The 301-nt window shown below is 65.1% G+C and carries 1 pseudogene; it reads right to left on the bottom strand.

Annotated features, from left to right (window positions below):
* Positions 1-288: pseudogene (locus tag MKK69_RS19555) on the bottom strand (outer membrane protein assembly factor BamA); the annotation flags it as partial.
* Between the last annotated feature and the right edge of the window lie 13 nt (positions 289-301).

Below are 301 nucleotides of genomic sequence, written 5' to 3'. Positions count from 1 at the left end.
GATCGCTCCGTTGTGGGGCACGCGTGCCTGCGCCTCGACCTTCTTGTTGCCCTCGAAGACCACGCGGTTGATCAGGTTGTTCTGGCGGAGGGTCACCACCGTAGGCCCGCCCGATTGGGCAACCTTCACATCTGATACCATGCCGCTCGCCAGCAGATTGCGCCGGCCCTCCTCGGCGGAGCGAGACGCCGTTCCGGTCACTTCAGCACTGACGGCCTCGGCGTCGCCCCGTAGGTTGCCGATGGGGAGGATCTCATTTGGGCTCGCCTGTCCCGCACATAACAGCACAGCGCGGAGTAGG

It is taken from the genome of Methylobacterium sp. J-026 (assembly GCF_022829585.1).
In the GTDB taxonomy this organism is placed as follows: domain Bacteria; phylum Pseudomonadota; class Alphaproteobacteria; order Rhizobiales; family Beijerinckiaceae; genus Methylobacterium.
The sequence above is the reverse complement of the archived record's forward strand: the minus strand, read 5'-3'. Positions and strand labels throughout refer to the sequence as shown.